Here is a 26,985-nt window from a genome sequence, read left to right on the forward strand (position 1 = left end):
TATGAAGAAGATATCATTTAAATCTCCGCTGGGAATTTTACTTTTCGTCATTTTACCGTTGGTAATTATTCTTGCCGTTTCGGGTATCAGACTGGATTTAACCAAAGAAAAAAGATATACGCTTTCCGACAATACCATTAAAGTATTGGAATCGGTAAATAAACCTTTGGTAGTGGATGTTTACCTTGAGGGAGATTTTCCTGCCAGCTTTAAGCAGCTTCAGAGTGAAACGAGATTCATGCTCGAAGAATTCAGAAAGATCAATCCGAAAATCGATTTTAAATTTATTGATCCCATCAAAACCAAAATGTCCCAGGATACTTTGATGGCAATGGGAATGCAGCCTTCCGTACTTCCGGATATCAAAGACGGAAAAGTTTCGCAGATCATGCTGTTTCCGTATGCGGTGGTAAAATACGACAAAAAAGGAGTTTCCATTCCTTTGGTAGTACAGCAGTCGGGAATTGACGCAGACCAGCAATTGACAAAATCCATAGAAAATTTGGAATACAATCTTGTTTCCAATATTAAAAATATTTCGGCTCATAAAAGAAAAAAGATTGGAATCCTAATCAATCAGGATGAGCTGAGCCCTACGGAATTCCAGGGATTCATGCAGCTGGCAACAGAAAGTTACGATGCAGGGCCTATCATTCCGAAAAACCAGACTGAGCTTAGCCTTGCAGATGTTCCGATGCTGAAGCAAATGAGCGCCTTAGTGATTGCAAAGCCAAGGAAAGCCTTTACGGATGGAGAAAAAGTGATCCTTGACCAATACATCATGAACGGCGGAAAAACCTTATGGATGATTGACGCGGTAAATGCAGAAATGGATACGCTGATGAGGTCTAAAAAAGTAATGCCGTTCCCGGTTGACATCAATATGACCGACTTCTTCTTCAACTACGGAATCAGGATCAATCCTGCTTTGGTAAAAGATGTGAAGAAATTTGCCCTTTTGAGATTAGTGACCGGTGAAGTAAGCGGAAATCCTCAGTACACCAGTCTTCCGTGGCCATATTATCCGTTGGGAATTGCAGAAAACAATAATCCGATTACCAAAAATATCAATCCGGTAAAATTTGAATTCCCGACTTCTATCGATACGTTGGGCGGAAGAAAAAATATTAAGACCAATGTGCTTTTTGAATCAAGTGAAAGAACGTTGCTGAAACAGGTTCCGAATTATGTTGACTTAAAAGAAATTTCCAGTGTAGACAGCCTCGGGCAAATGGAAAAACCCAGCACCCCGAAAATTTATGCGGTAGCTTTAGAAGGAAAATTCAACTCAGCGTATGCTTCTAGGATTGAAAGAAAATCTTACCCGAATTTTAAAAATTCAAGTCCTGAAAATAAAATGATCGTGATCGCCGACGGAGACGTAGGTAGAAATAAAGTCCTGAAAGGCGAAGCGCTTCCTTTGGGTGTAGATCTGCTCACCAACGAACAGTTTGGAAACGAACAGTTCCTGAGAAATGCCCTCGACTATCTTCTGGACGACAGCAACCTGATGGAGCTCAGAAACCGGAACATTGAAGAAAGGCTTCTGGACCGACAGAGAATCACCGAAGAGAAAAAAAACTGGCAATGGTTTAACTTGCTGCTGCCGCTAGTAATCATCGGGATTTTAGGAGGGTTGTTCTTCTGGCTGAGAAAGAAGAAATTTGGATAAAGAATATAGAAAAAGAGAAGTTTTGAGCTTCTCTTTTTTATTTTTTATTACGTTGATCGTCGATCATTTTAATGGGATTTTGTCTTGTGTCGAAAACGTCACTAATTTCAATTCTGTCTTTTTCTTCGTTAAACCAATAAATGATTTTATAATTTTTGTGAATAATATATCTGAAATTCTCCTTTCTGGTTAACAGCAATTCTTCTTTTTGTCCTGCTTCCTTTTGAAGTTTAAGTACATTTGTCTTTTTAACGATCCCGGTAACTAAATTCTGTGCAACTTGTACGCCAGCCTTTAGTTTGTAGTAATCAAAAATATCTCTTAACTGCTCTTTAGAAAAATCTGTCCAAAATATCTTTATTGCCATTGTTCAATTTCTGAAAGTAAATCATTAGAATCAGTAATCTTATTTTTTTTTGAATCATCTAAAGATTGATCAATTCTTTTATTTAATTCCTCCATAGTAAAAGGAACAAAATCAGAATGATCTTCTTTCTCCACTTTAGATAAAATATATTCTTCAATTTTCTCAAAGAAACTTTCATCCTGAAGTTGAGCGAGATAAGTAATTAAGTTTAATTTTCTGGTTTGAATATCCATAACTGAAATATTTAACTCAAAATTACAAATTAAATTTTAATACCAGACGCATTTAAAATGATAGTATCGAAGAGAAAAGCAATGGATAATTGTTTACCCAAAGCGACAAATTACGTAATCTATCACAACGTACGTCAGTTCGAGTTTTTTTCGCAGCACAGCGAAGAAAAATGTATCGAGAACCTTTGAGATAAACACAAACACCTTTCGATACGATTTTTTCAAATCTACCCGAAGCGACGAATTACGTAATCATCACAATGTACGTCAGTTCGAGTTTTTTTCGCAGCACAGCGGAGAAAAATGTATCGAGAACCTTTGAGATAAACACAAACACTTTTCGATACGATTTTTTCAAAATCTACTCAAAGCGACAAATTATAATCTCATCGCAAACATACGTCAATTCGAGTGTTTTCGCAGCAAAGCGAAGAAAATGTATCGAGAACCTTTATATAAACAAAAATGACCGGATTTCTCCGGCCACTCCAAATATTCTAATCTACAATCTCTGAAATTAATTCAGTTTAATAACTCCCGAAGCAGGAGCACCACCGCCTGAAGGAGGAGGTCCACCCGCAGAAGCACTGTCGGCCAGCATACGGTATTGTGCCGTTCCTTTTTCAGTTTTGATCGTTCCGGAAACGGTATATAAGTAAAGATCCCCGGAAACGGAATACGGATTCGCTGAATTATTAATATAAAAATTAATTTCTACGGTTGACATTTTCTTTGCCAGCTCCAGGAAAGCATCCATCAATGTGGTGATCTGAGCCTCTGTAAGCCCTTTTGACAGCATGCTCTCTTTTGTTTTCTCGTAGGAAGCAGAAGCGCCTCCGCCACCGAAAAACCAGGTCCATACCGAAAGATTGGCGCTGGCTGCGGTTTTTTCAAATTCTTTTACCTGGGTCTGAGCGCTTGCATCCAGCATGCCCATTGCAAGGCTGTTAAGTTTCTGTACATCTTCGCTGGACATGGCAGAGATCTGAAGCTTAGCTTTTATTCTCCCTTCAGCGTGGGCCGGAACCGTGTAAGAAAGTCCGGTAAGCTGGCCTTGTCCGGATACTTCAATCGAGTACGCTTCTGTAGCGCTGCCCGATGATTTTGCGGCGTCAAAGATTACGCGTTCAAAAGGATCGTTGATCCCGACTCCTGTTTTGGTGATTTCAATTGTTTCCATTTTCTTTTGTTTTTTGGTTAGTATTAGTTTTTACCCTTTACAGGTAAGTGATTTTGATAAACCAAAGTAACGAAGAAAAAAACAGGAAGGGTAGCGTAGAAATTACCAAATGCAGAATTGCGTGTAAATACTTAGCAAAGTGGTGATTATATTGTTGATAATTAGCTTTTAAAGGTTTTGAAAAGGCATGTGAATTCATTTGTATTTTTTAGCCATTTACTGAATCAGTATTATTTTTTTTTCGCTGAACATGGGTTTATTTGCAAAAGTATTTTCGGGTATGCTAAAATTTTCTACTTATTCGGTTAAATATTTAACTAATACAGGTCGGTATACGTTTAAGATCTATCATTATACGTCTGATTATAATTTTCATACGCATTAAAATTATATTTTTACGTTTTAAATATATACAGATACGCTTTAGACTCATCAATATATATCTTAAGTATAAAATTATACGTATATGACGTAGAAATAATATATCTTAAATGCATAAATACCTATCCGGAACCTGAATACATCTGTATTCGGAACATCTTTCGTTCTAAAATAAAGCTTCAGAGCTGTAAAGAATGGGTGATGAATGCCATTATATCTTTTAATACAACCCGGCCGGAATAAAGACTACGTGAATGAAGCTATAATAAACCGTTACCTGATAGAAGCAGTAAGTATTCTCAATTAAACGCCCTCCTGAATTCCCCCGGCGACTGATTCACCTTCTGCTTAAACAGTTTACTGAACGACTGCGGATGCTCAAAACCCAGCTCATATGCAATTTCGCTCACGGACAAATTGGTTGTGCTCAGACGTTCTTTGGCGTGATCGATCAGCTTATTCTGAATGTGTTGCTGCGTGTTTTGCTGCGTATGAATTCGCAACAGGCTGCTCAGGTAATTCGGGGAAATATTCAGTTGTTCGGCGATGGATTTTACCGAAGGAATCCCTTTTTCCAGAAGATTTCCGCTGCTGAAATACTGCGAAAGCACTTCTTCAAATTTCTCAAGCAGTTCGTGGCTGGATTTTTTGCGGGTAAAAAACTGCCGTTCATAGAAACGCTCGGCGTAGATGAGAAACAGTTCGAGCTGGGCGACAATCAGTTCCTGGGTGAATTTATCGGTATTATTCTGGTATTCCTTTTCAATATTCCTGAAAAGCTCAACAATCACCTTCTCCTCCTTGTCAGACAAAAACAATGCTTCATTGATCTGGTAGCTGAAAAACTCGTACGACTTGATTTTTTTGATCAGCGAAGTTCCCCACAGAAAATCGGGATGAATGAGCAGTAAATATCCCGTGGGTTCCACCACGACATCAGGTTTCATTTCAAGGCTCAGGAACTGGAGCGGGGAAACAAAGCACAGCACGCCCGAATCAAAATCGTATTCCTGCTGTCCGTAGTTGAACTTCGCATTGATATTCCGTTTCAGTCCAACCGAATAAAAATTCTGAATCCATTTCAGCTCCGTATCGTTCACCGGATACTGTATTTTGCTGTAATCAATAAGGCTGATCAGCGGATGTTCCGGATTCGGAAGATTACAAAACGCATGAAAATCTGAAATCGAATTAAATCTGAAAGTCTGTTTCATACCGCTAAATTATTAATTATTTTGAATCATTGAGCATCAGTTATTTACCATAATTGAAAATATAATGAAATTTTTCAACAATAATCATTGAATGGATTATTTTTTAACCATCAACCATCAACCATCAACCATCAACTATCAACTATCAATTATCATTAATCAATCTTCATTCAAGTCATCTTTCAAAATCTAAAAATTTCTCTTCACCGGTTCCCGTAAAAATTCTATTTTTAAAAACACAAAAAACAGTTACCTGATGACCAGCAAGGCTCTTGAAATATGCTATGATTTCCCGTTTTTCTTACCGGAAGAACTTCAGGAAATATTTAGTGCCCATGAGAAAATAACCTTCCATAAAGGAGATTTCATCCTGGAAGAAGGCAAAACAGCCAATGAATATTATATTCTGGAAAAAGGTCTTGCCCGATCATTTGTCACGGACTTTAACGGCAACGACGTTACCACCAATTTCTTTGTTGAGAACGAAATTATTATTGAAGTTTCCTCCCTTTTCCAGAGAATTCCCACCCAGGAAAATATTGTCTGCATTACCGACTGCGAATGCTGGAAATTTGATTTTGAAACCTTTCAGGAGCTTTTTCATAAAATCCCGAATCTCAGGGAGTGGGGAAGGGCATGGATGTCCCGGCAGCTTTTCATCTGTAAGCAGCGTTCCGTGGAAATGTTTACCCTCTCAGCCACCAGACGTTACCTCAATCTTCTGGAGCAGAAGCCTTATGTTATACAATTCGCGCCGCTTAAACAGATCGCTTCCTATCTCGGCGTTACAGATACTTCTTTAAGCCGTATCCGTAAAGAACTGGTTTCACATCCCGGGAAACTGTAAATCTTGCCTTATGGCAAGTTGATTTTCACAGCAAGTTGATAATTTTGGTTACAGGTTAAACCAATACAGTCACACTATGAAAATCAATCAGATCTATGTCAATCTTCCCGTAAAAGATATTCAGGAAACAAAAAAATTCTGGACGAATCTCGGATTTTCTGTCAACGAGCAGATTTCCGATGAAAGAGCAGTCTGTATTATGATGAATGATACCATCGCTATTATGTTCCTGACCGAAGAATTTTTTAAAACTTTCTCCGAAAGACCCGTTCCGAAAGGTGATACGACCCAGGTATTGGTCGCCATCGGATTAGACAGCCGTGAAGAAGTAGACCAGGTTGTGAATGCGGCTGTCGCCAACGGAGCAACACAGCACGAAGAACCACAGGATCATGGATGGATGTACCAGAATTCCTTTTGGGATATCAACGGCCACGGCTGGAACGTCATCTTTGCAGATCCTTCCCAGATTCCATCCTAATTACAAATCCTCAAAAAGAAAATTATGGACACGCCAACATCAAAAAAATTGGACATTATTATTCCTGCATTCCGCGGTCACAGCCAGAATTTCCTGATGGTACTGGATGGGATTTCCGGGCAGGACGCCCTGAAAAGAATAGATGGCAAAACCAATCACATCATCTGGATGGCCGGAAACTTTTTAGACATGAGATATGCTTTAGGATCGGTGCTCGGAATTCAGGAGGAATTTGAATTTAAAGAACTTTTCTTTCAGGGAAAAAGTCTGGACGAAAGTTTTGCGTACCCTTCTTTAGAACAGCTAAAATACGCCTTCCATAAAATTTCACCTCTGGTATATCAGAAATTACTGGCAGCTTCAGACGAAGAATTAGACAAAGCCTTTCCCATGGGAATGAATATCGACTTTTTCCCGGAAACGGTTCTGAATTTCATAGGAATGTGCATCGGCCGGGAAGATTACCTGTGCGGACAAATCGGACTGATGCGGAGAATTCTCGGGTATGAAGGCTTAAAATATGAATTTGATAAAAATTTAAAATATTAAAATGAATCCGGTTGAAAAAGGCTACCAGGAAATTAACGGAATTAAGACGAAATCTACGGTTCCGGAGAACCTTTGGTTTTGATTCATGGCGGCGGCGGTTCCATTCTGTTCGATTACAAAGAAGTTATTGCAAGGCTTGAAAATAAGTTTCAGCTTATCGGCATCGATCTTCAGAATCACGGGAGATCCGGTCATCGCGATATTCCCGAAACTTTTGAACAGGATGCACACGATATTGCTGCACTTCTGAAAAATATTAACATTGAAAAAGCTTCATTGTGGGGATTCAGCAATGGCGGAAATACGGTAATGCAGGTCGCTCATCTCTATCCTGAAGTCGTGGATAAATTGATCGTTGCTTCCGCATTCTACAAAAGAGACGGAATGATGGATGGTTTCTTTGAAAGCATGAACAGTGCTACTCTCGATTCAATGCCAGAACCGCTTAAAATCAATTTTTTAAACCTGAATCCTGATTCTTCTGCCCTTGAAAACATGTTCGATAAAGACAGCAAAAGAATGCAGGCTTTCGAAGACTGGGACCAAAATATTTTAAAAAACATATCATCTCCAACCTTATTTATTTCAGGCGATAAAGATGTGATAAAACCGGAACATACAGCGGAAATGTGGCGGCTGGTAAAAAACTCGCAGCTCATGATTCTTCCCGCAACGCATGGTTCTTATATGATGGCCGATTTCAATGGCAACACCGATGAAAAACTTATCGACTTTACCGTAAGCGAAGCAGAAAAGTTTTTAAATAATTAAAATTTTTCAAAATCAATAGCTCATGTAAATCTAACTCTAACTCTCTTTGCTGAGTAGATCGCCCTTGCGAACTTAAAAAAAATATAGTAGTTAAAAAAATCTTTGCGGTCTTTGCGTTAAAAAAATAAAAATTAAAATAAAAAATCATGGCTAAATTAAATTCTTAGAAACGATTGTTCACGTCACTCTCATCCTTGCTGAGTAGAACGCCCTTGCGAACTTAAAAAGTATAGTAGTAAAAAAATCTTTTGCGGTCTTTGCGTTAAAAAAAATAAACATTAAATAAAAAAATACTTAAATCAAGGCCAATTAAATTCTTAGAAAAATTGTTCATGTAACTCTTATCCTTTTGCTGAGTAGAACGCCCTTGCGAACTTAAAAAAGTATAGTAGTAAAAAAATCTTTGCGGTTTTAGCGTTAAAAAAAAGCAATTATTTTCTTTACTTCTGAAACAATTAACCTTTACTAAGATTAAATTTTTTAAAAATAATTGTCATTAAATCGTAACCTTTTGCTGAGTAGAACGCCCTTGCGAACTTAAAAAAGTATACTAGTAAAAAATCTTTGCGGTCCTTGCGTTAAAAAATAAACATTAAAATAAAAAATCATGGCTAAATTAAATTCTTATTTAAACTTCGACGGGAAAGCCGAAGAAGCTTTCAACTTTTACAGATCCGTTTTCGGAGGAGAATTTCTCGGAGAAATTTACAGAATGGGAAATGCTCCCGGAACCGAAAATTTATCGGACGAAGAAAAAAACAGGGTAATGCATATTGCGCTGCCAATCGGTAACGATCTTTTGATGGCTTCAGATATCGTTCCGGGATTCGGGCAGACCCTGACAATCGGAAACAGCAATTATGTTTCTATTTTCCCGGAATCCAGAGAAGAAGCGGAAAGACTTTTCAGGGGGCTTTCTGAAGGCGGCAATATCGAAATGCCTCTGGAAGATCAGTTCTGGGGAGACTATTTCGGAAGCTTTCAGGATAGATATGGTATCCATTGGATGATAAATTATAACGAAGAATACGTAAAATAGATTATCTTTAATCTCGTAAAGGAAGCGGAAACGATCCTTTCAAAACACCAAATATAGAATAATATGGAACCTATAAAGATTGATATTACGATTCTGGCACCCGTTAATAAAGTATGGAAATACTTTAATGAACCGGAACACATTACCCAATGGAATTTTGCCAGCGATACCTGGGAATGCCCTTCTGCTGAAGTCGACTTAAAAGAAGGAGGAAAGTTTACCACAAGAATGCAGGCCAGGGATGGGAGCTTCGGATTCGATTTTGTCGGAATTTACGATGAAATTATTCCTGAAAAAAGTATCACTTATCACACCGAAGATCAAAGAAAAGTAAAAGTAATCTTCGATACAGTTGATGAAAACACGACAAAAGTTACCGAGATATTCGATCCTGAAAAGCAAAATCCTGTTGAAATGCAGCGGGATGGCTGGTATGCGATCCTGAATAACTTTCATAAATATGTTGAGAATCATTAAATAAAACTTTCCTTCCATGATCAATCTGGTAATAATGGCAAAATGCCTGAACTCGATCTGCGCCGTAAGCCATGCTGAACGGGGGAATTTCCTGATCGGCATCATTCCTGGGCCGGCCAGAAGATCCCTGGAAAAAGAAAAGATAGATTCCCTGGAAAAACTTTCGGAATATTCTGAAAAAGAAATCCTGCAGATGCATGGCTTTGGTAAAAATGCAATGGAGAAATTAAAAATCCACATGATGAAAAATGATATGTATTTTAAAAATAATCAAAGTTAATTTTTGTATACTTAAACTTAATTTTTACTAAACAATCAAATAACATTTTTCGTTTTACGTAATTAAATGAAATGCCTTTGTTTATCTTAAAGATTATCGTATTGCAAAAACTTTGTCTGACCTTGCGATAATAAAAACGTAAAATGATTAATGATCATAAACTTATATTTTAACAGATTAATTTCCTATTAAATCAAAACAATGAACGACAATATATTTCCCTGTCTTTGGTACGACGAAGATGCCAAAGCATCTGCCGAATTTTACTGTAAAATATTCGACGGAAAAATTACCGCCGACACACCTGTAGTCATGAATATCGAACTTTTCGGACAAAAAATGATGCTCCTGAACGGCGGTCCACAATTCAAAAAAAACGCTGCGGTTTCTTTCATGGTGATCTGTGAAACCGAAGATGAAGTGCAGCGGTACTGGGATCAGCTGATGGAAGGCGGTATGGCTTTAATGCCGCTGGATTCCTATTCATGGAGCAAAAAATACGGATGGCTTAAAGATCAATATGATGTTACCTGGCAAATATTCCTCGGAGATAAACAGGAATCACAAAAAATAATTCCTACGCTGATGTTCATGCATGAAAACAATGGCAAAGCAATGCAGGCTATGGAATTATATACTTCAACCTTTCCCAATTCTAAAATCGGTAATATTTTGAGATACGGAGACGGAAGCGAGGGACATCCTGCTTCGGAACCGCGCGAAAATGTTCAGCATGGCCATTTTGTGATCGATGATTATAGTTTTTTCTGTATGGACAGTTCTTACGATCATCAGTTTGATTTTAATGAAGCCATTTCGATGGTGGTCATGACCGAAGATCAGGCGCAGACCGATCATTACTGGGACAGCCTGACCGCAGACGGAGGAAGGGAAAGCATGTGCGGATGGCTAAAAGATAAGTTCGGCTTCAGCTGGCAGATTGTTCCTAAAAAACTGATAGAGCTGATGAGCGATTCTGATCAGGCAAAAGCTCAAAAAGTAGTGCAGGCCATGATGAGAATGCAGAAAATCATTATAGAAGATCTGGAAAAAGCTTATCATTCTTAAATTAATTTTGAATTTTAATATTAATTCTGTTTAAACTTTTATTTAACCGCAAAAGTCACAAAAGATATACTAAACTTTTATTTAAAGTTGATAATTACAAACGAAAAAGTTCACAATAGTTTTTAAAAATCTTTGATTTTTATTCTTTTGAGCACTTTGATTATTCTCTTTAACATTATCTTTTGTACCTTTTGTGGTTATTCTGAAATAAGTTTAAACAGGTTTATTAGTAAATTAGGATTAAAGAACTGCTCTGATTATTTTAAATAATCAATTTTACTTTTAATAAACTTAATTTCTTAATGTTTAAAAATAATTCATTACATAATCTGAAAACTAAAAATTAAAATGTAATCCATATTATTAGATACCCTATTTTCGGCTTCGGCTTGCTGTTTGATGCTGTAAAGAAAAATATGATATGAAAACACACAACAAGTCACAATCTAAATCACAAGTACCTGAAGACGGAATTTTGCCGGAAATCATCCGCGATGATTACAGAGGAAGCGATAAGCTGTTGAATAAAAAAGCCATGATTTCAGGAGGAGACAGCGGGATAGGGCAGGCTGTTGCCGTACATTTTGCACGTGAAGGAGCCGATGTGGCCATTATCTATAAAGAAAGCGATGACGATGCGGAAGAAACGAAAAAGCTGGTGGAGAAAGAAGGTAAAACCTGTCTCTTGCTGAAAGGTGATATTTCAAAGAAGGATTTTCAGAAAGAATGCATTCAGAAAATTAAAAAAGAATGGGAATCTTTAGACATACTGGTTAATAACGCCGGAATTCAGTTCCCAAAAGATGATCTGGAAAGCATTACTGATGAGCAGATTTACGAAACTTTCAACACCAATATCATCTCAATGATCTCATTTACCAGAGATTGTCTGGAGTTAATGAAAAGCGGATCACGGATTATCTGCACAACGTCTGTCACAGCTTACAGAGGAAGCGATCACCTCATAGATTATTCGTCAACAAAAGGAGCTATCGCAACCTTTATACGCTCACTCGCGACCAATATTGCAGAGAAAAATATTCTGGTGAACGGCGTTGCGCCGGGACCGATCTGGACGCCGCTGGTAAAGGAAACCTTTGATGATGTCTCTGATTTCGGAAAAGATAACCCGATGAAAAGAGCGGGACAACCGTCGGAGGTTGCTCCGGCTTACGTGTTCTTGGCATCAAAAGATTCCAGTTTCATTACGGGTGAAATTATCCATATCAATGGAGGAGATTACGTAGGAGGATAATATGACACAAAACAACAGCTATTTTATACAGTTTTATGGAAAAATTACATTTTGATATTCAGATCAATGCGGAAGCAATAAAAGTATGGAGTGTCCTTTGGGATGATTTTTCATTCAGACAGTGGACATCGGCTTTTACGGAAGGTTCTTTTTATCAGGGAAATCTGGAAGAAGGAAGTGTCATCAAATTTCTTGATGGAAAAAATAACGGAATGTACAGCAAAATTACAAATCTTATTCCCAGCCAGGAAATAACCCTTCTACATTTAGGAGAGATTTATGAAGGAGTAGAAACACCCCGGGACTGGGGAGAAGCTACGGAAAAATACGTACTCACTGAAAATGAAAATATGACTCATTTACACGTGGAAATTGCAACTTCGGAAGAGTTCAGGTCTTTCTTTGAAGAAAAATTTCCGAATGCATTATCCAATGTGAAACATCTCTCTGAAAATCAGCTCTAAATAATAAGTCTGTTTAAACTTTTTATTTAACCGCAAAAGTCACAAAAGATGAACTAAACTTTTATTTAAAGTTGATAATTATAAACGAAAAAGTTCACAATAGTTTTTAAAAATCTTTGATTTTGTTCTTTTGAACACTTTGATTATTTTGGAAATTCGCTTTAATATTATCTTTTGTACCTTTTGCGGTTAATTCTAAAGTTATTTTAAACAAGTTTAATAAATAAAATTTCAGCTATGGAAACATTATCTTATGAAATCGTTATAAACGCGCCCAAACAAAAGGTATGGGACATATTGTGGAATGAGAAAACATATCGTGAATGGACGAAATTTTTTAATCCCGCTTCTGCTTCAGTGATGAAATCCGATTGGAAAGTGGGCGGAAAAACCTACTTTTTGAATACAGAAGGTGAAGGAATGGTTTCAACGATTGATAGCCTGGAGGAGCCAGATCAGATTATTTTTAAACATCTCGGAATGGTCGACAAGAACGGAAATGAAGATACCGAAAGTATGCAGGTAAAGCAGTGGAGTGGTTGCTTCGAAAAATATATACTGATCGATTATGAAGGAAGAACCAAGCTCCATGCTGAAGTTCTGGCTGAAAAAGACTGGGAAGATCATATGAATAAAGGTTTTACACAAGGCCTGGAAATTGTAAAGAATCTCGCGGAAAATAGTACCTTGCCAGTCTGAACAAATATAGAACATGAAACTATTAACAATTCTGTTTGTAACCTTCGTTCTTGCTTTGGCAGGAACGAAAATATTTCAGGGTGACTGGAACTTTGTATTTTCCGGAAACCTGGGAATGGCTGTCTTTATTATATTTACAGGGCTTTCGCATTTTAAATTTCAAAAAGGAATGGCAATGATGATCCCGGAATTTATACCTGCCAAACTATTTTGGGTGTATTTTACCGGAGTTATAGAGATTGCCGCGGGAATTGGTCTTATGATTCCTTCCATCCGTGAGCTGACTGCTGTCTTACTGATTATCTTTTACGTATTGGTGTTTATTGCCAATATCAATTCATCAAAGAAGAATATCAATATTTTTAAGGCAGATTTTACCGGCCCGGGAATGGATTACCTGTATAAAGAAAGAATTCCGATGCAGATAATTCTGATAGCCTGGACCTGGTATTTCGGGATTTATCTTAATTAATTTGACGGATAATAATTTGATAAAATATTTCATGGTCCGGATGTAACAATTCTTCAGGCTTAGACGTCTTATTATTATACATACATTTAACCAAACCATGAAAATATGAATATCACTGCTAAAATTTTCGGGATATCACAAGTGGTAATAACCGCCTTAATGATGAATGCACAGACCAACACTGCCAAACTGCCGGGAGACCCTTCCCTGGTTTCTACAAAAGCAACGTTCGACCAGCTTATTTCTTATGACAAAGGAAACTTCAAATATAAAGTGGAGGATTACTTTGCAAGGCCGAAAGCTTCACAATTTAAAATTTCGCCGGACGGCCAGTATCTTTCTTATAAGGAAAAAGACAAAGACAGTAAAAACCATGTCTATGTAAAAGACCTGAAAACAGGAAAAGTTACCAAAGCACTGGAAGAAAAGGACGATCTGATCAGAAGCTATGGCTGGCTGGACAAAAAACGACTGTTTTACACACAGGACCGTGGTGGAAACGAAAATCTGCATCTATATGCCGCAGATATTGATGGTAAAAACTTAAAGGATCTTACCCCTTTTGAAGGAATTACCTTAGGAACCGTAAGGCTTATTAAAGACACGCCGTTTGTAGTGGTGACGATGAACAAAAACAACAAGCAGATTTTTGAGCCGTATAAAATTAACTTTAATACTGGTGAAATCACGCAGTTGTACGAAAACAAAGACGTTAAAAGCCCGATTGACGATTATATTTTTGATAAAGACGGAAACCTGCGCGGATATGTTGTTCTTGAAAACGGCCTGACCTCAAAACTGTATTACAAAGACCTCCAGACCGGGAAATTCAATCTGCTGAAATCTACAGACTGGAAAAATACGTTCTACATCGCAAGTTTTAACGAAAATTCCAAAAATAAGGATGAAGCGTACGTTGTTACCAATCTTGATGGTGACAAATCAAGAATTGTCCTGTACGATTTAAAGAAAGACGCAGTGATTAAAGAAGTTTATTCCCATCCTGATTTTGATGTCAGTTCCATCGGTCTTGCGGGAAAAAACAGAAATTATGAGCTTGACGAAATCAGCTATAACGGGATTAAAAATGTAACGATTCCCGTAAGTAAATTTTATAAGGAAGTTCACGATAAACTTGCTTCAGAATTCGGCGACAAACAATTCTATGTTGTTTCTTCCGATGACAAGGATGAAAAACTTTTAATAGTTGTAGACAGCGATAAAGTATACGGGAAGTATTACGAATATGATACAAAATCAAAAACCGTCAAACTTCTTTTTGATCTCATGCCTCAGCTGAAAGAAGAAGATATGGCGGAAATGCGCCCGATTGAATTTAAAAGCAGGGACGGATTAACCATTCGAGGTTATATCACACTGCCCAAAGAAGCATTGCAGGGCAAGAAAGTCCCTTTGATTGTTAATCCTCATGGCGGTCCACAGGGGATTCGTGACGATTGGGGGTTTAATCCGGAAACACAGTTGTTTGCCAGCAGAGGATATGCGACATTACAGGTAAACTTCAGAATTTCAGGAGGATACGGGAAAGAATTCCAGCAGTCCGGTTACAAACAGATCGGAAGAAAAGCAATGGATGATGTGGAAGACGGTGTAAAATATGTTATCGAGCAAGGCTGGGTTGATAAAAGTAAAGTCGCTATTTACGGCGGAAGCCACGGCGGATACGCTACTTTAATGGGATTGATTAAAACGCCGGATTTGTATTCCTGCGGAGTTGATTATGTCGGGGTATCAAATATCTTCACTTTTTTCGATTCCTTCCCGGAATACTGGAAGCCGTACAAAGAAATGGTGAAGCAGATCTGGTATGATCTTGACAATCCTGAAGAAGCTAAAATTGCCAAAGAAGTTTCCCCGGTTTTCCAGATTGATAAAATTAAAAAACCTTTGTTTGTAGTTCAGGGAGCGAATGACCCGAGAGTAAACATCAATGAATCTGATCAGATTGTAAAAGGTCTAAGAGCTAAAGGCTTTGAAGTTCCGTATATGGTAAAATATGATGAGGGCCACGGGTTCGGAAAAGAACCCAACCGTATCGAATTTTACAAAACCATGATGGGTTTCTTTGCTAAAAATTTTAATCAGTAAATCCAATACATTTTTATAATTAAACTACGGAAAGTTCTCAAGGCTTTCCGTTTTTGTTTTAATGATAAATAGTATTACGATAGATTTCGATTACTGATAGAAAAGTCATCCTCTTAAAAAGTCCCTCTCCAAAGGAGAGGGATTTAGGGAGGGGCTAAACACGATTAATAAAAGAAAATCCAGACTTTCCGAAAAATATTTTAAATTTATTAAAGTAAAACAAAAATTTCAACCGTCATAGCAATATGGAGGTTGTCGAAAAAATAACAATGCCACAGAAGGAGAAGGATAATATCATCTCGCAAACCGTTTCAAAGTACGGAGGAAAGCTGATGTCTTATATTCGTCCTAAAGTGAAAAATGCGGAAGATGCGGAAGATATTCTGCAGGAGGTGTGGTATCAGTTCAGCAGCCTTACCAATCTTTCCGAAATTGTAAACGTAGGCGGGTGGCTGTACCGGGTAACTGCCAATAAAATCACCGATAAGTACCGTAAGAAAAAAACGGAAAATCTTGAAGATTTTGTGTATGAAGATGAAGACGGTGACTTTTCCATTAAAGATATCCTCCTGATGGATGAAAGTGCCGGTCCGGAAGTGAAAATGTTTCAGGATGAAATCTGGAAAAAATTATTTGAAGCACTGGAAGAACTGCCCGAAAAACAGAGAATCGTCTATGTGGAAAATGAGCTCAACGACAAAACCCTTCAAGAAATAGCCGATGAACACGGCGAAAATATCAAAACCATTATCAGCCGAAAAAATTACGCGGTAAAGCACTTAAGAAATAGGTTGAGAAGGTTATACGAAGATTTAAATAGTTAGTAAAAAGAAAAATATGAATCATAAACATAAAAAAGGCTGGATTTTTTTGATACTATGTCCGCCGCTGATTTTTTTAGGAGTGACTTGGATCGTGATGGCCCTTTGGAATCATCTTCTTCCCGAAATTCTGGGAGTGAAATCGATTACTTACTGGCAGGCCATGGGAATTCTCGTCTTAAGTAAGATTCTTTTCGGAGGTTTTCATTTCGGCAAAGGAATGCGGGATTTCAAGGAAAGAAAAATGAGACAGAAAATGATGCACCTTTCACCAGAAGAAAGGGAAAAATTTAAGGAAGTCTGGAAAAACAGATGTGAAAGCGGTTTTTTCGGAAGAAATAAAAAAACAAACGAATAATTGAAATTTAAGAAGTAGTAAAGTAAAGTTCAATACGATTCGTCTTTATAAAAAAGAAGTAGTAAAATTTAAAATTTAAGAAAGTGAAAAATTCAGTATTAAAAGGAGCTCTTGGAGCATTAGCTATTGCAGGTGTTGCCATGATCGTTAAAAAAGCAGCCCAAAGAAAAAGATTTGTAAAAGGTATTTTTGAGGAATACGGAATCAAGGAAAAATCACCTTTCGGACTGGCCGATAAAATCAGGGAAATGAGTGATGAACAATATCAGGAAATGAAAGGGAAGTTCAGAAAAGAGTTCGCTTCAAGATGCCACCATCGATTTGAAAAGAAAGAAAATATTGCGGAAGCATAATAGAAAGTAACTAAATTGAAATTGTTTATTCCGGCTCGGGAAGCGAAGCTTCCCGAGCCGGAATTTTTTATAGCTATTGCAATGAACAGAGAAGAAGCAATCTCAAATGACATCGATTTAATATTACTATTTTGCAGCTCTCAAGGATCCCTTTGACTTCGCCGAATCATATTTATATTTTTTTTAGAAGCAATTTGATTACATCGAAAAGCGGTTTATATTTTTATTTGAAGCTTTTTCCAGCTTTCCGCACTCGCTATTTTGTATTGGTTTCGGGGCGGCGGCTCCGCCGCCGCCCCGAAACCAATACAAAATGAGCTCAGACAATTGCTTCAATCTGGGCTAGGGTTGCAGTCGTTCCTTTCAATATTTAGAAATGTCGACAATAGTTGCCATATTGAAAGCATAATAACTAACGCATTCAGCATTTGCTGAGTGAAACGCCTTTGCGAACGAAACGATATTCTCAGGCATTTAAAAAAAACTTCGTGTACTTCGCGTTTAAAATGCTTGTTGAGATGCTTCCAGCATGACAACATTAGATTAAATTAAACCATTTAAAAAAAAATCTGCGTAATCTGTGAAATCTGCGGGATAAATAAAACTCTGCATTTAATTTCATTAGTCTATTTACGAACTTTGCTGAGTGAAACGCCTTTGCGAACGAAACGATATTCTCAGGCATTTAAAAAAAACTTCGTGTACTTCGCGTTTAAAATGCTTGTTGAGATGCTTCCAGCATGACAACATTAGATTAAATTAAACCATTAAAAAAAAAATCTGCGTAATCTGTGAAATCTGCGGGATAAATAAAACTCTGCATTTAATTTCATTAGTCTATTTACGAACTTTGCTGAGTGAAACGCCTTTGCGAACGAAACGATATTCTCAGGCATTTAAAAAAATCTTCGTGTACTTCGCGTTTAAAATGCTTGTTGAGATGCTTCCAGCATGACAACATTAGATTAAATTAAACCATTTAAAAAAAATCTTCGTAATCTGTGAAATCCGCGGGATAAATAAAACTCTGCATTTAATTTCATTAGTCTATTTACGAACTTTGCTGAGTGAAACGCCTTTGCGAACGAAACGATATTCTCAGGCATTTAAAAAAATCTTCGTGTACTTCGCGTTTAAAATGCTTGTTGAGATGCTTCCAGCATGACAACCTTAGATTGAATTAAAACTTTTATAAAAAAATCTGCGTAATCTGTGAAATCCGCGGGATAAATAAAACTCTGCATTTAATTTCATTAGTCTATTTACGAACTTTGCTGAGTGAAACGCCTTTGCGAACGAAACGATATTCTCAGGCATTTAAAAAAATCTTCGTGTACTTCGCGTTAAAATGCTTGTTGAGATGCTTCCAGCATGACAACATTAGATTAAATTAAACCATTTAAAAAAAATCTGCGTAATCTGTGAAATCCGCGGGATAAATAAAACTCTGCATTTAATTTCATTAGTCTATTTACGAACTTTGCTGAGTGAAACGCCTTTGCGAACGAAACGATATTCTCAGGCATTTAAAAAAATCTTCGTGTACTTCGCGTTTAAAATGCTTGTTGAAATGCTTCCGGCATGACAAACTTAAGGCAAAAAATAAAGTGTTCACCCTTCGCTGAGTAGATGCCTTTGCGAACGAAAATATCCTCAATCATTACAGCAAATCTTCGCGTCTTTGCGTTAAAATAAATTCTCTTGCTTTGCCCGCAATAACAAATTCCTTACTTTTGTATAGCTCAATGAAAGATTACTATTATTTTCTCGGGATTCCGAATGATGCTTCAGAAGAAGACATCAAAAAAGCCTATCGGAAACTTTCTTTAAAATATCACCCCGACAAAAACCAAAATGATGATTTCTTTGCAGACCGATTCAGGGAAATACAGGAAGCTTATGAAACGTTGAGCGATAAAAGCAGGAGATATTCTTACGATCAGAACTTAGAAAGCCAGCAGAAAAGCTTTCGGTATACGGTTCCGCCATCCATAAAGACATTTTCAGCCAATAAAATCCACGCAAAAAAAGGGGAGGAGATTATCGTGACGTGGCAGACACAGAATGCAGATGTGGTGAAAGTCTTGCCTTTCGGACTGGAAAAAGCTTACGGGGAAAGAATATTTAAAATAACAGAATTTAAAGACGGTAAATTTCAGATTTTGCTGCATGCTACCAATTCATTGCTGCACAAAACGGCAGTACAGGGAATCACCATAACCGAGGTTTTTGAAACCGAGACGGATCAATTCAGAGAAAAAGCGGAAGAATTCTTCAGATCACAGCCAAGAACAGCTGCAAATCCGCACGGTCAGCCAAAAATCATGAAAATGATTGTGGCTGTTGGTTTACTTATCCTGGCCCTCTATTTTTTAATAAAAAGCTTCGGAAATTAAGCCATTTTCTTTCTTCCGGGACACTTCTTGCACCGTTTTCCTTTCTTGAATTTCTTGCAGCAGGATTTCTTATCGCCACAAAACATTTCTTCAGGATTGGCAGAATACACAGGCGCTAAAGGCGGTACTTTAAAAGGGACAATCATATTCATGATGCAAATATATTAATTTAGAATAAATACAGATAGTAAAATTACATGAATTTTATTAGGTTGAATTTTAAATAATTAGAATGTAAATAATCTTCCCTAATGTAATGACATATTATAGTATTGTAAAAGCTTGAATTTCTTTATTATTAAATGTTTTTACTAGAAATTTTGTAGTATTTTGAAAAATGAAAATATTATGAGATTTATATTAAAAATAATTTTACCTGATTTTACGTTTAAAATGATAATAAAAACCTGTTAATCCTGAATAACATAGAATACATTGTCGATTTTAGTGTGATTTCAATTTACTTGTACAATTTTCTAAAAAACCGTAATTTTACGAATCTTTTTACAAACAAAATCTAATAAATAAAAATGAATACAGAACAGTTTGTGAGCCGCCACATTTCCATGAATGAAGCCGATAGACAGGCAATGCTGGAAAAGATCGGCGTTTCAAGTGTTGAAGAGCTCATCTCTCAAACCATTCCTTCTTCTATCCGCTTAGAGAAAGATCTTGACATTTCAAAACCGCTTTCAGAGTACGAAATGCTGAATCATTCGAAAGAGCTGGCATCGAAGAATACGGATTATACCAGCTATATCGGTTTTGGATATCACAATACCTTGCTGCCTTCGGCTATTCAGAGAAATATCTTTGAAAATCCGAGCTGGTACACAGCCTATACCCCTTACCAGGCAGAAATTGCACAGGGAAGGCTAGAGGCTCTTCTTAATTTCCAGACTGTTGTATGCGATCTTACAGGATTTGCTTTGGCCAATGCATCATTATTGGATGAGTCTACGGCAGCAGCAGAAGCAATGCACATGTTCTTCAACAACAGAACAAAAGATCAGAAAAAGGCGGGAGCAAATAAATTCTTCGTTTCCGATCTTGTTTTACCGCAGACGGTTTCTGTTTTAAAAACAAAAGCACAAGGCCTTGAAATCGAGATAGTTGAAGGAGATCATGCTTCTCATGAATTCGACGGTTCTTACTTCGGTGTGTTATTGCAGTATCCGGGGAAAAACGGAATCGTTTTAGATTATACCCAAAACATCGCTGAATATAAAAAATCAGATCTACAGGTAGTAGTTGCCTGTGATCCGATGGCTTTGGTTAAGCTAAAATCTCCTGCATCAATGGGTGCCGACTGTGCAGTAGGTACAACACAGAGATTCGGTATTCCGTTGGGTTACGGTGGGCCTCATGCGGCATTTTTCTCTTGTAAGGAAGATTACAAAAGAGATATTCCGGGAAGAATCATTGGAGTTTCTCAGGATGCTTACGGAAAACGGGCGCTTAGAATGGCCCTGCAGACCAGAGAGCAGCATATTAAAAGAGAAAGAGCAACATCAAACATCTGTACAGCCCAGGTTCTTCTGGCAGTAATGGCAGGAATGTACGCCGTTTACCACGGTCCTAAAGGATTGAATTATATCGCAGATCAGATTCATTTTAAAGCAAATGCTCTTAAAAACGGACTTAAAGCGTTAGGATATGAAATTGTTGAAGAACCGATTTTTGATACGGTAAAAATCAACATCAATGAAGAGGAGAAAGGAAGGCTGATGATGATGATGCTTGATCACAAGCTGAACCTGAATTATTTCACTGAAGGTGTGGTAAGTATTGCCATCAACGAAAGCACGACATTGGAAAAACTAAATTATCTGATGGCTTCTTTTGCTCAGTTTAAAGACAAGCAGACATTCAAATTAGAAATAAAAGAAGGATACAGCATTCCGGAAGAGAATTTGAGAAAAGACGAAATTCTTACGGAAGAAGTATTCAACAAATACCATACGGAAACAGAATTGATGCGTTACATCAAGCGTCTGGAAAGAAAAGATTTATCATTGACGCACTCTATGATTTCTTTGGGATCTTGTACGATGAAGCTTAACGCAGCAACACAGATGCTGCCGCTTTCATGGGAAAACTGGGGCGCAGTTCATCCATTCGTACCGGTAAACCAGGCAGCAGGGTATCAGGAAATGATCCGCGAACTGGAAAAAGATTTAGCTGAAATCACAGGATTTGCAGGCACTTCTTTACAGCCGAACTCAGGAGCCCAGGGAGAATATGCCGGTTTAATGGTCATCAGAGAATATCACATCTCAAGAGGTGAAGGTCACAGAAATGTAGTGTTGATCCCGCAGTCGGCGCACGGTACAAACCCAGCTTCCGCTGCAATGGCAGGAATGAAGATCGTTGTGGTAAAAAATCTTGAAAACGGAGAAATTGATTTTGAAGACCTGAAAGCAAAAGCAGAGCAGCATTCTGAAAACCTTTCCTGTGTAATGATCACATATCCGTCAACTTACGGATTCTTCGATGCCAACATTAAAGAAATTACTTCTTTGATTCATGAGCACGGCGGACAGGTGTATATGGACGGAGCCAACATGAACGCTCAGGTAGGATACACAAGTCCGGGGAATATCGGCGCAGATGTTTGTCACTTAAACTTACATAAAACTTTTGCCATTCCTCACGGTGGAGGAGGCCCTGGAGTTGGTCCGATCTGTGTAGCGAAACATTTAGTACCTTTCTTGCCTTCCAACGCAAATATTAAAATCGGTTCTAAAGAATCGATCGACGGTATTTCAGCGGCACCTTACGGTTCAGGATTAATTCTGAATATTTCTTATGCTTACATCAAAATGTTAGGAACTTCCGGATTGAAAAAAGCAACAGAGCATGCTATTTTAAATGCTAACTATTTAAAAGAAATTTTAGCCGAGCACTTCCCAATTTTATATTCCAACGAAAACGGAAGAGTAGCCCACGAATGTATTGTAGATTTCAGACAGTTCAAATCCTTAGGAATTGAAGTAGCTGATGTTGCGAAAAGACTAATGGACTACGGATTCCACGCTCCGACTGTTTCTTTCCCTGTGGCAGGTACATTAATGATTGAGCCTACAGAATCTGAAAGCAAAGCTGAAATCGATCGTTTTGCAGAAGCATTAATTGCTATCAAACATGAGATCGATGAGATCGCAAACGGTGAAGCTGATGCTACAAACAACGTGTTGAAAAATGCGCCTCACACCGAGCAGATGGTGATCTCTGATTCATGGGATAAACCGTACAGCAGAGAAAAAGCAGCCTATCCGTTAGAATGGGTGAGAGACCACAAATTCTTTGCTACCGTTTCAAGAGTAGACGAAGCATACGGAGACAGAAACTTAGTTTGTACTTGTGAGCCTATTGAAGCCTATATGTAATTAAACTTTTTAGATATAATTAATCCCTTTCAGCAGTGAGAGGGATTTTTTATAAACGCTATAAACCATTGAAATGTAGTAAATTGTACTTGATTGCCTCTTCTAAGTACTTGATTGCCTCTTCTAAACGGTTGATTGTTCATTCGAAGTGCTTGACCGCCTATTCTAAGTGGTTGATCGGCTCTTTGAAATACCTGATCGCTTCATCGAAATGGTTGATTGCCTGTTCTAAACCCTTGAAGAAATTAACAATACAATTGGACGATCTGTCGTAATGCTTGTTTCCGCGTAAGCTTCCGATGACAGATTTAATTTGTACTTGCAAGTCGATGGAAACTTATATACAATTAAAATTTTTTAGATATAATTAATCCCTTTCAGTAATGAGAGGGATTTTTTTGAATAAGTTTAACAATAAAAAAAGGGTTAAAATATTTTATTTTTTCTCGTTGAAGCTGTTCTAATGAATTGATTATTAAGACAGGACGCAACAGGATGCCTGTGTTTACGTTTGTGTTTAGATTAGTTAACACAAAATTAATCATATGATAAAACCACTACTATCTAAACGTACACTTACGGCTTTGCTGTTTTGCGGATTAACATTTTCCACACTTGATTTGAATGCCCAGACACTGGCTTTTCCCGAAGCTACCGGTTTTGGAAGATTTACAACAGGAGCCAGAGGCGCTGCCAATCCCCAGATTTATTTAGTTACCAACTTAAACGACAGCGGTCCGGGTTCGTTCCGTGATGCGGTGAGCCAGCCGGGAAGATTTGTCATATTTAAAGTGGGAGGCATTGTGAATTTACAGTCCGTAGTTGCCGTAGCGGCCAATACAACGATTGCCGGACAAACCGCGCCGGGAGAAGGAATTGTCTTTTTAGGACCGAGAGTTTCGTTTACAGGAGCCAATAACACGATTGCGAGATATTTGAGAATCCGTTACGGAGGCACCTCACAAAACCAGGATGCCTCGGGAATTGCCAACGGAGCCAATATTATTTTGGATCACATGACTTTCACCTGGGGTACCGATGAAGTTTTCTCGGTGAACTGGGATAATAACGGTACAGCTCCCGATAATATAACCATTCAGAATTCCATTATCGGGCAGGGCATGCACCGTCACAATCACTCTGCCGGCGGTCTTATGCAGCCCCCGCCAGGCGGTAAGATAAGTCTGATCGGGAATTTATATATCTGTAACAAAACACGTAATAATAAAATAAAAGGGATCAATGAGTTTGTAAACAATGTGGTGTACAACTGGGGAAACTATGGAAATACCTATGGACATACCCAATCGGGAGAAGCCTACATTATGGGCGGTGATTCGGCGGGAAGCTCTTTTGCAAATATTATCAACAATTATTTTATTGGCGGACCTAATACCAGCACTACGGTTTCTACACCCTTCAGTGTGGGAAATGCCAACTTCAACCTTTATGGCTCCGGGAATTATTTTGATAACAACAGAAACGGTGTACTGGATGGCTCTTTGGTTCCGCAGGATTTGACAGGTTACCCGGTCGGAGATCCCGCAGCAATTCTTTCTGCTCCCTACGATTATCCAATGAAAAACCCGGCGTTAAGCGCTCAGGCTGCATTCGATAAAATTGTTTCAGGAGCAGGCGCTTCATATCCGAGACGTGACCAGGTCGATAATTTAATGATCTCAGATTTACAGTCTAAAGGAACAACCGCAACTTATGTGTATGTACAGACAGATTTAGCCAATCAATTTGGCTTTACCAATGGAGGAGCAGGACATGTGTATGGCGCTCCGGCTCCTGTAGACACAGATAATGACGGGATGCCTGATGCGTGGGAAGATGCCAACGGGACCGATAAAAATGTTTTTGATGCTCTTGCGGTAAGTGCCAGTAATGCTCCGTACCTGAATATTGAAGTGTATATTAATGGTCTGCCCAATACGGCACCACCGGATTTTATTATTCCACCAACCAATCTGAATTTTACAAATGCAGTGACTACAACGGGAAATCCTGCTGCGAGCTCTTTAACCGTCAACTGGAATGATAATGCGACCAACGAAACCGGTTATGTTTTGGAACGTTCAGATAACGGAACAAATTTTACTGCGATTGCAACGATAGGTGCCAATACTACAACTTATAATGAGACCGGTTTAACACCAAATACCCAATATTACTATAGAGTCAAAGCAATAAATGCTTCACAGTCTTCCGTTTATACTTCAAATGCTTCCGTAACCACGCCACCGATTCCTTCTCCGCCGACAAAAGCGGTCAGCCCGGTTCCTGCAAATGGAAATAACAGTGCAGAACTAAGCAGCGGAAATTTATTGTTAAAATGGAACGGAAGTGCAAATACCGAAACATATTCGGTTTATTTCGGAACTGATCCGGCAAATTTGAGCAATGTGGGGACTGTACCTTACAGTACTTCACCGTCTTATCAGCTAAATAACCTGAATCCGGCGACCAATTATTACTGGAGAGTTGATGCTGCTAATGCGTTGGGAACTGTAACGGGAGATCTATGGACTTTTCGGGCATTAACGCAGACATTAGTTGGTAGCTGGCCGTTTTCAGAAGCTCCTTCCGCCGGTGCTCAGATCGCAGACGTAACTTCTTTTGCAAATCATGGTATTTTAAACATCAGCTACGACAATGCCAGTGTAAGGGTTCCCGGAAAAGAAAATAATGCGCTTGATCTGGCAACCTCACCGAATAATATGTATATCGCAAGTATTCCGCACCAGGATCAGATTTTATTCGATACCAGTTCCTTTACGGTTTCTTTCTGGATGAAAGCGCCGGCAAGCATGATACCGTCATCTTCATCTACAAGCCTTTACGTTTTATGCAAAGGTTCTATCACGGCTAATGCGACAACCGGAGCCACAGGCAAACGTTTTAACGTAGAAATAAAAGGAGGCCAGCTAAGGTATGCAATTGACGATAATGTGACGAAAAAAGAAATCACATCACCCATTGCCAATTATTTTACGAATAACTGGGTACATGTCGTGATCCAAAGAGATATCATTACCCATAAAATGAGAATTTATACCAATGGTGTTTTAAGTGCTGAAGGGGATGAAACCGCTGTTACAGGAATTGGCGAAGCCAGTGATTTTATCATTGGAAATATCGGGGAACTTGAATTTCAGGCAACAGCCAATGCATCTGCTCCGTACAAAGGAGCATTTGACGAGCTTAAAATGTACAACTATGCATTAACGCCCGCAGAAGTTTATTCGTTATACAACCAGGGAGTATTGAGTAATGATGAATTCAGCATCAGTAAGAACATGGGAGCGGTTTATCCGAATCCCGTAAAAGATCAGGTCTCCATAAAACTTCCGGAATATAAAAAATCCACCCTTACGGCGACGGTTATCGATATGACAGGAAAGATCATCGTTAAAGAAAAAATTAATGCCAATGGAAACGGAATTTTTAATTTGAATATGGCAGGCAGAAAGATGTCAGGAAATTATATTCTCAATGTTTCCGGCGAGAATTTGAACAGTAATTTTAAAATTATTGTTCAGTAACGGAACATACTTAGTTCATTCATATTTAATTAGAAGAAATCCCTTTCAGTAATGAGAGGGATTTCTGCTTAGATGCCAATTAATTCAGAGTTACTTCGTGTGAATTGAAATATTCTGAACAAGATTGATTTTTATACCGTGATCTTCAGTGAGTTGATTAATCCGTCTTTTAATTCAAGATGATATTTCAAAATAGCCGGACTTCCGGGAAATGTTCCGGAGATTTCCGCTGACAGGATATTTTCTTTTTCATTATAATCTAACGGTTTCATAACTGTTTTAAATTCCTTATTAGCTTTATCGATCCAATTTTCGATTTCTGATTTTCCGTTGTAGGTGTTGCCTTCGTCTGTTACAACCGCTGTTTCGGTGAAACAATCGGCAAAGGCATGGCTGTCAAAATTCTGTTGTGTTTTTACAAGTTCTGTGATGATGTCTGGTAAATTCATTTTGCTTTATTTTAATATTATTGTTTTAATTTTTAACACAAAAAGTGTGGATATTGAGATTTCTGTTCCTAAAATCAACGATCAACAATCAACAATCAACAATCAACAATCAA

The 26,985-nt window shown here is 38.1% G+C and carries 26 protein-coding genes; 20 read left to right on the forward strand and 6 right to left on the reverse strand.

Annotated elements, in window-relative coordinates; all coding sequences use genetic code 11:
- Position 1 precedes the first annotated feature (1 nt).
- Positions 2 to 1,672, forward strand: a complete 1,671-nt coding sequence (gldG, locus tag ACYT6F_RS12710; RefSeq protein ID WP_472598037.1) for a gliding motility-associated ABC transporter substrate-binding protein GldG — start codon at positions 2 to 4, stop codon at positions 1,670 to 1,672.
- Between the two features lie 37 nt (positions 1,673 to 1,709).
- Here gldG and ACYT6F_RS12715 read toward each other — a convergent pair whose 3' ends face one another.
- The 4 genes from ACYT6F_RS12715 to ACYT6F_RS12730 all read right to left on the reverse strand — a co-directional run bounded on the left by ACYT6F_RS12715 (position 1,710) and on the right by ACYT6F_RS12730 (position 5,047).
- Positions 1,710 to 2,039 (reverse strand): type II toxin-antitoxin system RelE/ParE family toxin, encoded by a 330-nt coding sequence (locus ACYT6F_RS12715; RefSeq protein WP_472598038.1) that lies wholly within the window; start codon positions 2,037 to 2,039, stop codon positions 1,710 to 1,712.
- A complete protein-coding gene (locus ACYT6F_RS12720) occupies positions 2,030 to 2,272 on the reverse strand; it encodes a hypothetical protein (protein WP_472598039.1) in 243 nt (80 codons plus the stop codon). The genes ACYT6F_RS12715 and ACYT6F_RS12720 overlap by 10 nt, the downstream gene beginning before the upstream one ends.
- 517 nt (positions 2,273 to 2,789) lie before the next feature.
- Entirely contained in the window at positions 2,790 to 3,452 is a 663-nt protein-coding gene (locus ACYT6F_RS12725; protein ID WP_472598040.1) for a hypothetical protein, read from the reverse strand.
- 680 nt (positions 3,453 to 4,132) lie between these two features.
- The gene (locus ACYT6F_RS12730) at positions 4,133 to 5,047 is read right to left on the reverse strand and encodes a helix-turn-helix domain-containing protein (protein ID WP_472598041.1); all 915 of its coding nucleotides are present in this window, start codon (positions 5,045 to 5,047) and stop codon (positions 4,133 to 4,135) included.
- Positions 5,048 to 5,303: 256 nt separating this feature from the next.
- On the opposite strand from ACYT6F_RS12730, the gene ACYT6F_RS12735 reads away from it, so the two are divergent.
- The 17 genes from ACYT6F_RS12735 (at position 5,304) to ACYT6F_RS12815 (ending at position 19,486) form a co-directional block, all read left to right on the forward strand.
- Positions 5,304 to 5,894 carry a Crp/Fnr family transcriptional regulator gene (locus ACYT6F_RS12735; RefSeq protein WP_472598042.1) on the forward strand — a complete coding sequence of 197 codons (591 nt, stop codon included), beginning with the start codon at positions 5,304 to 5,306 and terminating at the stop codon, positions 5,892 to 5,894.
- A gap of 76 nt (positions 5,895 to 5,970) precedes the next feature.
- Positions 5,971 to 6,375 carry a VOC family protein gene (locus tag ACYT6F_RS12740; RefSeq protein WP_472598043.1) on the forward strand — a complete coding sequence of 135 codons (405 nt, stop codon included), beginning with the start codon at positions 5,971 to 5,973 and terminating at the stop codon, positions 6,373 to 6,375.
- Positions 6,376 to 6,399: 24 nt separating this feature from the next.
- A complete protein-coding gene (locus tag ACYT6F_RS12745) occupies positions 6,400 to 6,924 on the forward strand; it encodes a DinB family protein (protein WP_472598044.1) in 525 nt (174 codons plus the stop codon).
- Positions 6,925 to 6,996: 72 nt separating this feature from the next.
- Complete coding sequence (locus tag ACYT6F_RS12750) at positions 6,997 to 7,695, forward strand: alpha/beta fold hydrolase (protein ID WP_472598045.1); 699 nt, start codon at positions 6,997 to 6,999, stop codon at positions 7,693 to 7,695.
- Between the two features lie 607 nt (positions 7,696 to 8,302).
- The gene (locus tag ACYT6F_RS12755; protein WP_472598046.1) at positions 8,303 to 8,734 is read left to right on the forward strand and encodes a VOC family protein; all 432 of its coding nucleotides are present in this window, start codon (positions 8,303 to 8,305) and stop codon (positions 8,732 to 8,734) included.
- Between the two features lie 63 nt (positions 8,735 to 8,797).
- The gene (locus tag ACYT6F_RS12760) at positions 8,798 to 9,211 is read left to right on the forward strand and encodes an SRPBCC family protein (RefSeq protein WP_472598047.1); all 414 of its coding nucleotides are present in this window, start codon (positions 8,798 to 8,800) and stop codon (positions 9,209 to 9,211) included.
- 16 nt (positions 9,212 to 9,227) lie between these two features.
- Positions 9,228 to 9,491, forward strand: coding sequence for a helix-hairpin-helix domain-containing protein (locus ACYT6F_RS12765; protein ID WP_472598048.1), 264 nt, complete (start codon positions 9,228 to 9,230; stop codon positions 9,489 to 9,491).
- A 201-nt stretch (positions 9,492 to 9,692) separates the two neighbouring features.
- Positions 9,693 to 10,559 (forward strand): VOC family protein, encoded by an 867-nt coding sequence (locus ACYT6F_RS12770; protein ID WP_472598050.1) that lies wholly within the window; start codon positions 9,693 to 9,695, stop codon positions 10,557 to 10,559.
- A gap of 421 nt (positions 10,560 to 10,980) precedes the next feature.
- The gene (locus ACYT6F_RS12775; protein ID WP_472598051.1) at positions 10,981 to 11,814 is read left to right on the forward strand and encodes an SDR family oxidoreductase; all 834 of its coding nucleotides are present in this window, start codon (positions 10,981 to 10,983) and stop codon (positions 11,812 to 11,814) included.
- A gap of 35 nt (positions 11,815 to 11,849) precedes the next feature.
- Positions 11,850 to 12,278, forward strand: a complete 429-nt coding sequence (locus ACYT6F_RS12780; RefSeq protein WP_472598052.1) for an SRPBCC family protein — start codon at positions 11,850 to 11,852, stop codon at positions 12,276 to 12,278.
- 237 nt (positions 12,279 to 12,515) lie between these two features.
- Entirely contained in the window at positions 12,516 to 12,977 is a 462-nt protein-coding gene (locus ACYT6F_RS12785; protein WP_472598053.1) for an SRPBCC family protein, read from the forward strand.
- 13 nt (positions 12,978 to 12,990) lie between these two features.
- Positions 12,991 to 13,449: a DoxX family protein gene (locus ACYT6F_RS12790; RefSeq protein ID WP_472598054.1), complete on the forward strand. Its 459-nt coding sequence runs from the start codon at positions 12,991 to 12,993 to the stop codon at positions 13,447 to 13,449.
- 105 nt (positions 13,450 to 13,554) lie between these two features.
- Positions 13,555 to 15,558: a S9 family peptidase gene (locus ACYT6F_RS12795; RefSeq protein WP_472598055.1), complete on the forward strand. Its 2,004-nt coding sequence runs from the start codon at positions 13,555 to 13,557 to the stop codon at positions 15,556 to 15,558.
- A 269-nt stretch (positions 15,559 to 15,827) separates the two neighbouring features.
- On the forward strand, positions 15,828 to 16,382 hold the full coding sequence (locus ACYT6F_RS12800) for an RNA polymerase sigma factor (protein WP_472598056.1): 555 nt from the start codon (positions 15,828 to 15,830) through the stop codon (positions 16,380 to 16,382).
- Positions 16,383 to 16,395: 13 nt separating this feature from the next.
- Positions 16,396 to 16,737 (forward strand): hypothetical protein, encoded by a 342-nt coding sequence (locus tag ACYT6F_RS12805; protein ID WP_472598057.1) that lies wholly within the window; start codon positions 16,396 to 16,398, stop codon positions 16,735 to 16,737.
- 83 nt (positions 16,738 to 16,820) lie between these two features.
- Complete coding sequence (locus tag ACYT6F_RS12810; RefSeq protein ID WP_472598058.1) at positions 16,821 to 17,090, forward strand: hypothetical protein; 270 nt, start codon at positions 16,821 to 16,823, stop codon at positions 17,088 to 17,090.
- Positions 17,091 to 18,835: 1,745 nt separating this feature from the next.
- Complete coding sequence (locus ACYT6F_RS12815; protein ID WP_472598059.1) at positions 18,836 to 19,486, forward strand: J domain-containing protein; 651 nt, start codon at positions 18,836 to 18,838, stop codon at positions 19,484 to 19,486.
- On the opposite strand, the gene ACYT6F_RS12820 is transcribed toward ACYT6F_RS12815, so the two are convergent.
- Positions 19,483 to 19,638, reverse strand: coding sequence for a hypothetical protein (locus ACYT6F_RS12820; protein WP_472598060.1), 156 nt, complete (start codon positions 19,636 to 19,638; stop codon positions 19,483 to 19,485). The genes ACYT6F_RS12815 and ACYT6F_RS12820 overlap by 4 nt on opposite strands.
- Before the next feature lie 378 nt (positions 19,639 to 20,016).
- Here ACYT6F_RS12820 and gcvP point away from each other — a divergent pair, with 378 nt between their 5' ends.
- On the forward strand, positions 20,017 to 22,875 hold the full coding sequence (gene gcvP, locus ACYT6F_RS12825; RefSeq protein WP_472598061.1) for an aminomethyl-transferring glycine dehydrogenase: 2,859 nt from the start codon (positions 20,017 to 20,019) through the stop codon (positions 22,873 to 22,875).
- Between the two features lie 545 nt (positions 22,876 to 23,420).
- Positions 23,421 to 26,423: a LamG-like jellyroll fold domain-containing protein gene (locus tag ACYT6F_RS12830; protein ID WP_472598062.1), complete on the forward strand. Its 3,003-nt coding sequence runs from the start codon at positions 23,421 to 23,423 to the stop codon at positions 26,421 to 26,423.
- A 131-nt stretch (positions 26,424 to 26,554) separates the two neighbouring features.
- Here the strand turns inward: ACYT6F_RS12830 and ACYT6F_RS12835 are convergent, their stop codons facing one another.
- Positions 26,555 to 26,872 carry a nuclear transport factor 2 family protein gene (locus ACYT6F_RS12835; protein ID WP_472598063.1) on the reverse strand — a complete coding sequence of 106 codons (318 nt, stop codon included), beginning with the start codon at positions 26,870 to 26,872 and terminating at the stop codon, positions 26,555 to 26,557.
- Positions 26,873 to 26,985: the final 113 nt, after the last annotated feature.

Source organism: Chryseobacterium sp. NG-CE01, from assembly GCF_055695505.1.

What these genes read in the sequence shown, in the direction of transcription:
- gldG (WP_472598037.1), top strand. Translation starts at nt 2, where the DNA reads ATGAAGAAGATATCATTTAAATCTCCGCTGGGAATTTTACTTTTCGTC.
- ACYT6F_RS12715 (WP_472598038.1), bottom strand. Translation starts at nt 2,039, where the DNA reads ATGGCAATAAAGATATTTTGGACAGATTTTTCTAAAGAGCAGTTAAGA.
- ACYT6F_RS12720 (WP_472598039.1), bottom strand. Translation starts at nt 2,272, where the DNA reads ATGGATATTCAAACCAGAAAATTAAACTTAATTACTTATCTCGCTCAA.
- ACYT6F_RS12725 (WP_472598040.1), bottom strand. Translation starts at nt 3,452, where the DNA reads ATGGAAACAATTGAAATCACCAAAACAGGAGTCGGGATCAACGATCCT.
- ACYT6F_RS12730 (WP_472598041.1), bottom strand. Translation starts at nt 5,047, where the DNA reads ATGAAACAGACTTTCAGATTTAATTCGATTTCAGATTTTCATGCGTTT.
- ACYT6F_RS12735 (WP_472598042.1), top strand. Translation starts at nt 5,304, where the DNA reads ATGACCAGCAAGGCTCTTGAAATATGCTATGATTTCCCGTTTTTCTTA.
- ACYT6F_RS12740 (WP_472598043.1), top strand. Translation starts at nt 5,971, where the DNA reads ATGAAAATCAATCAGATCTATGTCAATCTTCCCGTAAAAGATATTCAG.
- ACYT6F_RS12745 (WP_472598044.1), top strand. Translation starts at nt 6,400, where the DNA reads ATGGACACGCCAACATCAAAAAAATTGGACATTATTATTCCTGCATTC.
- ACYT6F_RS12755 (WP_472598046.1), top strand. Translation starts at nt 8,303, where the DNA reads ATGGCTAAATTAAATTCTTATTTAAACTTCGACGGGAAAGCCGAAGAA.
- ACYT6F_RS12760 (WP_472598047.1), top strand. Translation starts at nt 8,798, where the DNA reads ATGGAACCTATAAAGATTGATATTACGATTCTGGCACCCGTTAATAAA.
- ACYT6F_RS12765 (WP_472598048.1), top strand. Translation starts at nt 9,228, where the DNA reads ATGATCAATCTGGTAATAATGGCAAAATGCCTGAACTCGATCTGCGCC.
- ACYT6F_RS12770 (WP_472598050.1), top strand. Translation starts at nt 9,693, where the DNA reads ATGAACGACAATATATTTCCCTGTCTTTGGTACGACGAAGATGCCAAA.
- ACYT6F_RS12775 (WP_472598051.1), top strand. Translation starts at nt 10,981, where the DNA reads ATGAAAACACACAACAAGTCACAATCTAAATCACAAGTACCTGAAGAC.
- ACYT6F_RS12780 (WP_472598052.1), top strand. Translation starts at nt 11,850, where the DNA reads ATGGAAAAATTACATTTTGATATTCAGATCAATGCGGAAGCAATAAAA.
- ACYT6F_RS12785 (WP_472598053.1), top strand. Translation starts at nt 12,516, where the DNA reads ATGGAAACATTATCTTATGAAATCGTTATAAACGCGCCCAAACAAAAG.
- ACYT6F_RS12790 (WP_472598054.1), top strand. Translation starts at nt 12,991, where the DNA reads ATGAAACTATTAACAATTCTGTTTGTAACCTTCGTTCTTGCTTTGGCA.
- ACYT6F_RS12795 (WP_472598055.1), top strand. Translation starts at nt 13,555, where the DNA reads ATGAATATCACTGCTAAAATTTTCGGGATATCACAAGTGGTAATAACC.
- ACYT6F_RS12800 (WP_472598056.1), top strand. Translation starts at nt 15,828, where the DNA reads ATGCCACAGAAGGAGAAGGATAATATCATCTCGCAAACCGTTTCAAAG.
- ACYT6F_RS12805 (WP_472598057.1), top strand. Translation starts at nt 16,396, where the DNA reads ATGAATCATAAACATAAAAAAGGCTGGATTTTTTTGATACTATGTCCG.
- ACYT6F_RS12815 (WP_472598059.1), top strand. Translation starts at nt 18,836, where the DNA reads ATGAAAGATTACTATTATTTTCTCGGGATTCCGAATGATGCTTCAGAA.
- ACYT6F_RS12820 (WP_472598060.1), bottom strand. Translation starts at nt 19,638, where the DNA reads ATGAATATGATTGTCCCTTTTAAAGTACCGCCTTTAGCGCCTGTGTAT.
- gcvP (WP_472598061.1), top strand. Translation starts at nt 20,017, where the DNA reads ATGAATACAGAACAGTTTGTGAGCCGCCACATTTCCATGAATGAAGCC.
- ACYT6F_RS12830 (WP_472598062.1), top strand. Translation starts at nt 23,421, where the DNA reads ATGATAAAACCACTACTATCTAAACGTACACTTACGGCTTTGCTGTTT.
- ACYT6F_RS12835 (WP_472598063.1), bottom strand. Translation starts at nt 26,872, where the DNA reads ATGAATTTACCAGACATCATCACAGAACTTGTAAAAACACAACAGAAT.